Origin of the sequence: Streptomyces paradoxus (assembly GCF_014202475.1) — a bacterium.
GTDB lineage: Bacteria > Actinomycetota > Actinomycetes > Streptomycetales > Streptomycetaceae > Streptomyces > Streptomyces paradoxus.
Genome location: NZ_JACHGV010000003.1, coordinates 189582 through 200167 on the forward strand (window position 1 = coordinate 189582; position 10586 = coordinate 200167).

The 10586-nt window shown below is 71.0% G+C and carries 8 protein-coding genes and 1 pseudogene; 2 read left to right on the forward strand and 7 right to left on the reverse strand.

The window, feature by feature from the left end; translation table 11 throughout:
- Window positions 1–67: 67 nt before the first annotated feature.
- Window positions 68–1147: pseudogene (locus tag HNR57_RS10490) on the forward strand (MFS transporter); the annotation flags it as partial.
- Window positions 1148–1227: 80 nt separating this feature from the next.
- Here the strand turns inward: HNR57_RS10490 and rarD are convergent.
- Window positions 1228–2241 carry an EamA family transporter RarD gene (gene rarD / locus HNR57_RS10495; protein WP_313673325.1) on the reverse strand — a complete coding sequence of 338 codons (1014 nt, stop codon included), beginning with the start codon at window positions 2239–2241 and terminating at the stop codon, window positions 1228–1230.
- Window positions 2242–2364: 123 nt separating this feature from the next.
- Window positions 2365–3219 (reverse strand): NAD(P)H-binding protein, encoded by an 855-nt coding sequence (locus HNR57_RS10500; RefSeq protein WP_184559211.1) that lies wholly within the window; start codon window positions 3217–3219, stop codon window positions 2365–2367.
- Between the two features lie 91 nt (window positions 3220–3310).
- Here HNR57_RS10500 and HNR57_RS10505 point away from each other — a divergent pair, with 91 nt between their 5' ends.
- Window positions 3311–3691 carry a winged helix-turn-helix transcriptional regulator gene (locus HNR57_RS10505; RefSeq protein WP_184559213.1) on the forward strand — a complete coding sequence of 127 codons (381 nt, stop codon included), beginning with the start codon at window positions 3311–3313 and terminating at the stop codon, window positions 3689–3691.
- A 30-nt stretch (window positions 3692–3721) separates the two neighbouring features.
- On the opposite strand, the gene HNR57_RS10510 is transcribed toward HNR57_RS10505, so the two are convergent.
- From HNR57_RS10510 to abrC1, 5 genes are all read right to left on the reverse strand, one after another.
- On the reverse strand, window positions 3722–4801 hold the full coding sequence (locus HNR57_RS10510; RefSeq protein WP_184559214.1) for a 2-oxoacid:ferredoxin oxidoreductase subunit beta: 1080 nt from the start codon (window positions 4799–4801) through the stop codon (window positions 3722–3724).
- Window positions 4794–6722: a 2-oxoacid:acceptor oxidoreductase subunit alpha gene (locus HNR57_RS10515; RefSeq protein WP_184559216.1), complete on the reverse strand. Its 1929-nt coding sequence runs from the start codon at window positions 6720–6722 to the stop codon at window positions 4794–4796. Before HNR57_RS10515 ends, HNR57_RS10510 begins: the two co-directional genes overlap by 8 nt.
- A 175-nt stretch (window positions 6723–6897) precedes the next feature.
- Window positions 6898–7557 (reverse strand): response regulator AbrC3, encoded by a 660-nt coding sequence (abrC3, locus tag HNR57_RS10520; RefSeq protein WP_513820347.1) that lies wholly within the window; start codon window positions 7555–7557, stop codon window positions 6898–6900.
- A gap of 242 nt (window positions 7558–7799) precedes the next feature.
- Complete coding sequence (abrC2, locus tag HNR57_RS10525) at window positions 7800–9161, reverse strand: sensor histidine kinase AbrC2 (RefSeq protein ID WP_184559220.1); 1362 nt, start codon at window positions 9159–9161, stop codon at window positions 7800–7802.
- 110 nt (window positions 9162–9271) lie between these two features.
- Window positions 9272–10480, reverse strand: coding sequence for a sensor histidine kinase AbrC1 (gene abrC1, locus HNR57_RS10530; protein ID WP_184559222.1), 1209 nt, complete (start codon window positions 10478–10480; stop codon window positions 9272–9274).
- Between the last annotated feature and the right edge of the window lie 106 nt (window positions 10481–10586).

The window sequence follows — 10586 nt, forward strand, 5'->3', positions numbered from 1 at the left end:
CCGTGCCTGGGCGCTACTGCTCGTTCTGTGCGGAACGATCTTCCTCGAAGGCATCGACGTCGCGATGATGGCGGTGGCGATCCCGGCCGTCCGTGCCGACCTCGGACTGACCACCGGCACCGCGGCCTGGGTGATGAGCGCCTATGTGCTCGGCTACGCGGGTTTCACGCTGCTGGGCGGCCGGGCCGCCGACCTGCTCGGGCGGCGGCGGATGTTCCTGCTCTGGCTGACCGTGTTCCTCGCGTTCTCGGGGCTCGGCGGCTTCGCGACGGGCGGCTGGATGCTGATCGTCGCCCGGTTCGTCACGGGCGTCGCCGCCGCGTTCATGACCCCGGCCGCGCTCTCCCTGATCACCACCTCGTACGAGGTGGGCCCGCGGCGCGACAAGGCCGTGCTGGTCTTCGCCGGGACGGGCGCGGCCGGGTTCTCCCTCGGCCTGGTGATCGGCGGTCTGCTCACCGAGATCGGCTGGCGCTGGGTGTTCTTCGCGCCCGTGCTGCCGGCCGCCGCCCTGCTCGTCGCAGCCGTACGCCTGATCCCCCGGCGCGACGCCCCTGCGAAGCGCCGACGCACCTTCGACCTGCCCGGTGCGATCAGCGCCGCCGGCGCCATGCTGCTGGCCGCATACACCGTCGTACGCCTGGAACACGGCCTGCACCAGTGGCCGGTCACCCTGGCCTCGGGCCTCGCGGCCTTGCTGCTGGCCGGTGCCTTCGTCGCGGTCGAACGCCGCTGCCCCGACCCGCTCGTCCGGCTCGGCCTGCTGCGCCAGGGCCCGGTCGTGCGCGCCGACCTGGGGGCGCTGCTCTTCCTCGGCGCCTTCTTCGGTTTCCAGTTCGTCGTCACGCTCTACCTGCAGGAACTGCGCGGCTGGTCCTCCCTGCAGACGGCGGTGGCCCTGGTCGTCACGGGTATCGACGCCGTCCTCGCACCGACGCTCACGCCCCGGCTGGTCATCCGCTTCGGCTACGCCCGGGTGATCGTCGGCGGATTCCTCCTGGCCGTGGCCTCGTACGCACTGTTCCTGCCGGTCGGCATGGACTGGTCCTACGCCATGATGTTCCCGACCCTGCTCCTGAGCGGTCTCGCGTTCGCCCTGGTCTTCGGGCCACTGACGATCGCGGCGACGGACGGGGTGGCCGAGTCGGAGCAGGGACTGGCCGGCGGGCTGCTGACCACCGCCATTCAGTTCGGCTCCGCGATCGGCATCTCGGCGGTGACCGCGGTCTACGGCTTGGCTTCGACCGGGTCCGGCCCGGAGGCCACGCTCTCGGCGTTCCGCGCGGCACTGACCGTGCCGCTCGCCCTGGTGGTGCTGGGCACGCTGATCTCGCTGGTGAGCGTCCGGGAGGCCCGGCGGGCCGTGCGCAACGCGTCCCAGGTGAGCAGCGTCAACGCCAGCCAGACCAGTGAGAATCCGGCCCAGCGCTCCGGCGGCATCTCCTCGTGGAAGTAGAGGACGCCGAGCAGGAACTGGAAGACCGGCGTCAGGTACTGCAGCAGGCCGATGGTGGACAGGGGTACGCGGATGGCGGCGGCGCCGAAGCAGACGAGGGGGAGCGCGGTGACGATGCCGGCCGAGGCGAGCAGCGCCGCGTGCCCCGCGCCCTCGGTCGCGAAGGTGGAGTCGCCCCGCGCGGAGAGCCACACCAGGAAGCCGAGCGCGGGCAGGAACTGGATCGCCGTCTCCGCGGCCAGCGACTCGATGCCGCCGAGGCCCACCTTCTTCTTCACCAGCCCGTACGTGGCGAAGGAGAACGCCAGACAGAGCGAGATCCACGGCGGCTGCCCGTAGCCGATGGTCAGCACGACGACCGCCACGCCGCCGGTCCCTACCGCCGCCCACTGCACCGGCCGCAGCCGCTCCTTCAGCAGCAGCACGCCCATCGCGATGGTGACCAGCGGGTTGATGAAGTACCCGAGCGAGGCCTCGACCACGTGCCCGGCGTTCACGGACCAGATGTACAGGCCCCAGTTGACGGTGATGACCGCCGCGGCGACCGTGATCAGCGCCAGTTTGCGAGGCCGGCGCAGCAGCTCACCGGCCCAGGCCCAGCGGCGCAGCACGAGCAGCGCGGCGCCCACGAAGACCAGCGACCAGACCATCCGGTGGGCCAGGATCTCCATCGCGCCGGCCGGCTTCAGCAGGGGCCAGAACAGGGGGACCAGCCCCCACATCCCGTAGGCCGCGAAGCCGTTCAGCAGTCCTATGTGCCGCTCACCCCTCGGCTTGCCGGTCACGGGCCCCTCCTTCGCGCCTTGCGTGTGTCCGCGTGCACGACGGTAACGCCGGGTACCCCCGGCTGTCATGCCCGTATCGGCATACGGTCATGACAGTCCGGGGGTGGCGCGGTGAAGCGGGGGTCAGCCCTTGAGGGCTGCGGCGATGGCGTCGGCGAGCGGGGTGGTCGGGCGGCCGGCCAGGCGGGACAGGTCGCCGGTGGAGACGACCAGTTCGCCCTTCTCGATGGAGGCGTCGACGCCCGCGAGGATCTGCGCGAACGGCTCGGGCAGGCCCGCGCCGGTCAGGATGCCGACGAGGGCTTCGGGGGAGACGGCGTTGTAGGCGATCTCCTTGCCGGTCTGCCGGCTCAGCTCGGCCGCGTACTCGGCGAAGCTCCAGGGGGTGTCGCCGCCCAGCTCGTACGTCTTGTTCTCGTGCCCCTCACCGGTCAGCACGGCGACGGCGGCGGCGGCGTAGTCGGCGCGCGAGGCGGAGGAGACCTTGCCCTCACCGGCGGCGGCGACGACCGCGTCGTGCTCCAGTACGGGAGCGAGGTTCTCGGTGTAGTTCTCGTGGTACCAGCCGTTGCGCAGCAGCGCGTAGGGCACGCCGGAGTCCAGCAGGATCTCCTCGGTGCCGCGGTGGTCGTCGGCCAGCGCGGCGGTCAGGGAGCCGGGGGCGCTGGTGTAGGCGAGCAGGGCGACACCGGCCGCCGCGGCGGCGTCGATGACGACCTTGTGCTGCTGCACGCGGCCCTTGTCGAACTCGTTGCCGGAGACGAGCAGCACCTTGTCACCGGCGGAGAACAGGCCGTCGAAGGAGGCCGGGGCGTTGTAGTCGGCGAGGGCGATCCGCACCCCCCGGTCGGCGAAGTCGGCGGCCTTCTCCGCGCTGCGCACGACCGCGGTGATCTGCTCGGCGGGGACCTTCTCCAGCAGCTGCTCCACGACGTGACGGCCGAGGTGTCCGGTGGCTCCGGTGACGACGATGCTCATGGTGAGGACTCTCCTTGTGGGGTACGTTGGCACTAACCCTAGGAGATGCGCTAACTTCTGGAAAGTACACACTTTGAAGTAAGGTACTGGCATGGCGGTAAGTGAGAACGAAGCCCTGTGCCCGTACCGGCTGGTCCTGGAGCATGTGACCAGCCGCTGGGGCGTGCTCGTCCTGATCGAGCTCCTGGACCGCCCGTACCGGTTCAGCGAGCTGCGCCGGGCGATCGGCGCATACGGCGGCCGGGGCGTCAGCGAGAAGATGCTGACGCAGACCCTCCAGACCCTGGAGCGGGACGGACTCGTCCACCGCGACGCCAAGCCCGTCATCCCGCCGCGCGTCGACTACTCCCTCACCGGCCTGGGCCGCGAGGCCGCCGAGCAGGTGCGGGCCCTGTCGCAGTGGACGCGCGACCGCATGGACGACGTGGAGAAGGCGCGGCGGACGTACGACGAGGCCCGGGCCGCTTCCTAGCGCCCCGGGCCCCGGTGGGTGGCCGGCAGGTCAGCCCACGACCGTCCAGGTGTCGCCGCCCGCCAGCAGCGCGCCCAGGTCGCCCTTGCCGTACTGCTCGATCGCGGTGTCCAGCTGGTCGGCCATCTGCGTGTCGTAGACGGGCCGCTCGACGGAACGCAGGACACCGATCGGCGTGTGGTGCAGGGTGTCCGGGTCGGCGAGGCGCGACAGCGCGAACGCCGTGGTCGGGGACGGGGAGTGCGCGTCGTGGACGAGCACCTGGTCCTCGTTGTCGGGCGTCACCGCGACCACCTTCAGATCACCGGTCAGCGGATCCCGGACCACACCCTTGGCCAGATCGCTGCCGAAGCGGATCGGCCGGCCGTGCTCCAGCCGGATCACGGCGTCCTCGGCCTGCTGCTTGTCCTTCAGGGCGTCGAAGGCGCCGTCGTTGAAGATGTTGCAGTTCTGGTAGATCTCGATCAGCGCCGTCCCCTGGTGGGCGGAGGCCTGGCGCAGCACCTCCGTCAGGTGCTTGCGGTCGGAGTCGACCGTGCGCGCCACGAACGACGCCTCCGCGCCGAGCGCCAGCGACACCGGGTTGAACGGCGCGTCCAGCGAGCCCATCGGCGTCGACTTCGTGATCTTCCCGACCTCGGAGGTCGGCGAGTACTGGCCCTTGGTCAGGCCGTAGATCCGGTTGTTGAACAGCAGGATCTTGAGGTTGACGTTGCGGCGCAGTGCGTGGATCAGGTGGTTGCCGCCGATGGACAGCGCGTCGCCGTCACCGGTGACGACCCACACCGACAGGTCGCGGCGGGAGCTGGCCAGCCCCGTGGCGATGGCCGGGGCGCGGCCGTGGATGGAGTGCATCCCGTACGTGTTCATGTAGTACGGGAAGCGGGAGGAGCAGCCGATGCCCGAGACGAAGACGATGTTCTCCTTCGCCAGCCCCAGTTCCGGCATGAAGCCCTGGACCGCGGCGAGGATGGCGTAGTCGCCGCAGCCGGGGCACCAGCGCACTTCCTGATCGGACTTGAAGTCCTTCATCGACTGCCTGCCCTCGGCCTTGGGGACGAGGGAGAGCGCTTCGACGGTGCCCGTGCCGTGCGTGGACGTCTCAGCCATCGATGGCCTCCTTCAGAGCCGCGGCGAGCTGCTCCGCCTTGAACGGCATGCCGTTGACCTGGGTGTACGAGCGGGCGTCGACCAGGTACTTCGCCCGGATGAGCGTGGCGAGCTGCCCGAGGTTCATCTCGGGGATCACCACCTTGTCGTAACGCTCCAGCACGGAACCCAGATTCCGCGGGAAGGGGTTCAGATGGCGCAGATGCGCCTGGGCAACCGACTCCCCGGCTCTGCGCAGCCGCCGCACCGCCGCCGTGATCGGCCCGTACGTCGAGCCCCAGCCCAGGACCAGCGTCCCGGCTTCCTGCGGGTCGTCCACCTCGACGTCCGGGACGTCGATGCCGTCGATCTTCGCCTGCCGGGTGCGCACCATGAAGTCGTGGTTGGCCGGGTCGTAGGAGATGTTGCCCGTGCCGTCCTGCTTCTCGATGCCGCCGATGCGGTGCTCCAGACCCGGCGTGCCCGGGATCGCCCACGGGCGGGCCAGCGTCTGCGGGTCCCGCTTGTACGGCCAGAACACCTCGGAGCCGTCGTCGAGCGTGTGGTTCGGGCCCTGCGCGAACTGCACCCGCAGGTCGGGCAGCTCCTCGATGTCCGGGATCCGCCAGGGCTCGGAGCCGTTGGCCAGGTAGCCGTCCGACAGCAGGAACACCGGCGTGCGGTACGTCAGCGCGATCCGCGCCGCCTCCAGCGCCGCGTCGAAGCAGTCCGCCGGGGTGCGCGGCGCGACCACCGGCACCGGAGCCTCGCCGTTGCGCCCGTACATCGCCTGCAGCAGGTCCGCCTGCTCCGTCTTGGTGGGCAGACCCGTCGACGGGCCGCCGCGCTGGATGTCCACGATCAGCAGCGGCAACTCCAGCGAGACCGCGAGGCCGATCGTCTCCGACTTCAGCGCCACACCGGGACCGCTCGTCGTGGTCACGGCCAGCGAACCACCGAAGGCCGCGCCCAGCGCGGCCCCGATCCCGGCGATCTCGTCCTCGGCCTGGAAGGTCCGCACGCCGAAGTTCTTGTGTTTGCTCAGCTCGTGCAAGATGTCCGAGGCCGGAGTGATCGGGTACGACCCCAGGTACAGCGGCAGATCCGCCTGCCGGCTCGCCGCGACCAGCCCGTACGACAGGGCGAGGTTGCCGGAGATGTTGCGGTAGACGCCCGGCGGAAACGCCGCGGCCGCCGGGGCGACCTCATAGGAGACGGCGAAGTCCTCCGTCGTCTCGCCGAAGTTCCAGCCCGCCCGGAACGCGGCGATGTTGGCCGCCGCGATGTCAGGCTTCTTCGCGAACTTCGACTTCAGGAACTTCTCGGTGCCCTCGGTGGGCCGGTGGTACATCCAGCTCAGCAGGCCCAGCGCGAACATGTTCTTGCTGCGCTCGGCCTCCTTGCGGCTGAGGTCGAACTCCTTCAGCGCCTCGACCGTGAGCGTCGTCAGCGGCACGGGGTGCACGTGGTAGCCGTCCAGCGAGCCGTCCTCCAGCGGAGACGTCTCGTAGCCGACCTTCTGCATCGCCCGCTTGGTGAACTCGTCCGTGTTGGCGATCACCTCGGCGCCGCGCGGCAGGTCGCCGATGTTCGCCTTCAGCGCCGCCGGGTTCATCGCCACCAGCACGTTCGGCGCGTCACCGGGCGTCAGGATGTCGTGGTCGGCGAAGTGCAACTGGAAGGACGACACACCCGGCAGCGTCCCGGCGGGCGCCCTGATCTCGGCCGGGAAGTTCGGCAGCGTCGACAGGTCGTTGCCGAACGACGCGGTCTCCGAGGTGAAACGGTCACCGGTGAGCTGCATACCGTCACCCGAGTCCCCCGCGAACCTGATGATCACCCGGTCGAGGCGACGAACGTCCTTCGCGCCCGCCGCTTTGCGCTGCTCTCCTGCGACTGCTCCGTCGGCCTGCTCCGCTGGGCTACTGACCTGGCTGGTCACTGAACTGGACCTCCCTCGAGGACGCTGTCCGGGACAGGCCTTCCCGCAGGCCCTCCCAGGATCAACACTACGACCGCGGAGGTCGCCTTCTTTGTGTCATTCGCATCTTGGACACGACTTTGGGATGATCATGCGTCCGGAGTTGTCCGGGTATCCGGCGTCAGGGTATGAAACGTCAGGACTTCAGGTACGTCAGCACGGCCAGCACCCTGCGGTGGTCCCCCTCGCTGGGGGACAGCCCCAGCTTCAGGAAGATATTGCTGACGTGCTTCTCGACCGCCCCGTCGCTGACCACGAGCTGCCGCGCGACCGCCGAGTTCGTCCGCCCCTCGGCCATCAGCCCCAGCACCTCACGCTCCCGCGGGGTGAGCCCCGCCAGCACGTCCTGCTTACGGCTGCGGCCCAGCAACTGCGCGACCACCTCCGGGTCGAGCGCCGTACCGCCCCCGGCCACCCGCACCACCGCGTCCACGAACTCCCGCACCTCGGCCACCCGGTCCTTGAGCAGGTAGCCGACACCCCGGCTGGACCCCGCGAGGAGCTCCGTGGCGTAGCGCTCCTCCACGTACTGCGACAGCACCAGCACCCCGAGCCCCGGGTGGGCCTTGCGCAGCTGCACCGCCGCCCGCACCCCCTCGTCGGTGTGCGTCGGCGGCATCCGCACGTCCGCCACGACCACGTCCGGCAGTTCGCCCTGCGCGTCCAGCTCCGTGATGGTCTTGATCAGCGCCTCACCGTCACCCACACCGGCGACAACCTCGTGCCCGCGGTCCGTCAGCAACCGGGTCAGGCCCTCCCTGAGCAGCACTGAATCCTCGGCGATGACCACCCGCACCCTGTCCTCCACGATGTCCGGCCCCCCACAGCCCGATGCCGCCCGTCCGCAGCCCACAACGGCTCCGCGCCCACCCGTGCGACGGGTCCAGCATTCCAGGGCCGGAGGGCGGATGGGGACGGGAGCGGCTTCTTGCCTGGCCGATCGGGTGGCGATCGGGTCGTGGAGGGAAGCTCTTGAGGCCAGAGGTGCACACCCCTGGCCCCGTCACAGCCCGCGGGGGCCGAGCGCCCCCGCGAACCTCACCGCACGTGCTCCCCACGCCACGGCAGCTCCGCGGTCACCCGGGTCGGCCCGCCCGCCGGGGAGTCCACCACCAGAATCCCGTCCACCGCGTCGAGCCGGTCCGCCAGCCCCGCGAGACCGGACCCCTCGGAGACGTCGGCCCCGCCCACGCCGTTGTCCAGGACCTGCAGCATCAGCCGGTTCTCCGTCCGCCACACCTCGACGCCCGCCCACGTGGCCCGCGCGTGCTTGCTGACGTTCTGCAGCAGCTCCGACACCGTGAAGTACGCGATCCCCTCGATGGCCGGCGCCGGCCGCTCCGCCAGGTCGACCTCGACCCGCACCGGCACCGTGCACCGCGACGCCACCGCCGACAGCGCCGCGTCCAGCCCCCGGTCCGTCAGCACCGCCGGATGGATCCCCCGGGCCAGGTCCCGCAGCTCCTGCAGCGCCGTCTTCACCTCGCCGTGCGCCTCGTCGACCATCCGCGCGGCGGCCTGCGGATCCACCTGCAGCTTCTCCTTCGCCAGCCCCAGATCCATCGCCAGCGCCACCAGCCGGGCCTGCGCCCCGTCGTGCAGATCCCGCTCGATGCGCCGCAGGTCGGCGGCGGCCGTGTCCACCACGACCCCCCGGTCCGACTCCAGCTCCACCACCCGCGACGCCAGCCGCGACGGCCCGAGCAGCCCCTGCACCAGCAGCCGGTCCACCATCGTCAGCGCCCGCACGATCCACGGCGAGGTGATCGTGAACAGCAGCCCCACCAGCGCGGTCACCGTGATCTCGAAGGGGTTGTCGAGGTAGATCCGGTGCGTCCCGTCGCCGGACAGCTGGATCCCGTCCTCACCGGCGTACACCGGGAACACCCAGAACCACAGCGGGTACGTCAGCAGCGCCCAGCCCAGCACCCACACGTTCACCGCGACGACGAACGAGAACACCGCCCAGGGCAGGTGCAGCACTGCGTACAGCAGGGCCCGCCACGAGGCGCCGCTCTTGAGGACGGCCCCCATCCACGCCATCGCGCCCGCCCTGTTCCTCCGCAGCGGCTCCGGCTCGGCCACCTCCAGGCCCAGCAGCCCCCGCGCCCGCATCCGCTCCAGCGCCCCGAGGCCGCGGCACCCGGCGAGCCCCGCCGCCAGCACCGGTATGCCGAGGAACGTGACCAGCAGGCCCGCCCCCAGCGACACCATCGTGACCGCGTAGGTGAACAGCAGGACGCTGATCGGCAGGCTGAGCAGCACATGGGTGAGCTCCAGCCAGGTGCGCGGCTCGACCGGCGCCCGCAGCGCGGCCGGCAGCCGGTGCCGCCGTTCGGTGCTCCCCGGGAACCCGGGCCCGCTGTCGAGCCCGTACCCCTGTCCGTACTCCGTGGCCATCGGCGCCGTCCTTCTCCTCGTCCCGCGGCTGTGCTCTCGTACCTCCACACTGCTCCGCCGCAGGTCGGCGGACCATGGAGTCCGTCGGCGTCTTGGACGGGGGGTTTTCCCTACCCCCGGGCCCCGGGCCGGTCACGCCACGGCAGTTCCGCCGTGACCGTCGTCGGGCCGCCCACGGGCGACTCCAGGACGAACAGCCCGTCGACGGCGTCCAGCCGCTCCGCCAGGCCCTTCATCCCCGTACCACCGTCGAGGCTCGCGCCCCCGACCCCGTCGTCCCGCACCTGGATGAGCAGCCGGCTCTTCGTCCGCCACACGTCCACCGAGGCCGACCTCGCCCCGCTGTGCTTGCTGACGTTCTGCAGCAGCTCCGAGACGGTGAAGTAGGCGATGCCCTCGATGGCCGCGGCCGGCCGCTCCGGCAGATCGGCCGTCACCTTCACCGGGACCGTGCAGCGCGAGGCGACCGAGGACAGCGCCGCGTCCAGGCCACGGTCGGTCAGGACCGCCGGATGGATGCCCCGCGCCAGATCCCGCAGCTCCTGGAGCGCCAGCTTCACCTCGCCGTGCGCCTCCTCGACCATCGCCGCCGCCGCGTCCGGGTCCTCCAGCACCTTCTCCTTGGCCAGGCCCAGCCCCATGGCCAGGTTGACCAGCCGGGCCTGCGCCCCGTCGTGCAGATCCCGCTCGATGCGCCGCAGGTCGGCGGCGGCCGTGTCCACCACGACCCCCCGGTCCGACTCCAGCTCGGCGATCCGCCGCTCCAGCTCGTCGGAGGGCGACAGCAGCGCCCGCACCATGGCCCGGTCGGCGTTGGCCAGCCCCCGCGCGAGGAACGGCAGCACCGGCCACAGCACGAACAGCGAGGCCAGCGTGACAGTGAAGGTGAGCACGCCCCACGGCAACCGGATGAACTCGTAGAGCACCGTGCGCCAGCCCACCGGGTCCTTCAGCTGCATCCACAACCGCTGGAAGAAGCCGCCCCCGCCGCGCAGCCGCAGCCGGCTCGGCTCCTCGATCCGCACCCCGAGCAGCGCCCTGGCCCGTGCCCGCTCCATCCTGCCCAACTGCCGCGCACCCATGAGGCCGACCGCGAGCAGCGGGAACCCGACCACCGTGACGGTCAGCCCGAAACCGATGGACATCATCGTCACGACATAGGTGAAACCGAGCAGCGAGACCGGCAGGTTGGCCAGCAGGTGCGCGATCTCTTTCCAGGTGTGCCGGTCATAGGCGAGCCGAGCGGGCGGCGGACGGTCGTCCGGCCCTGCGGCCCCCCGGGCCGTGGTCGTGCCCGGGGACGGGATGCGTTGGGTCATATGCGTTAGCGTGCCCGGCTGCGGGCGACGGCGCCATGAGGTGGACCGCCAGGATCGACTGAGGAAAACCCCACCCCCGCATGCCAGGCGGTGACGGGCTGCTTAC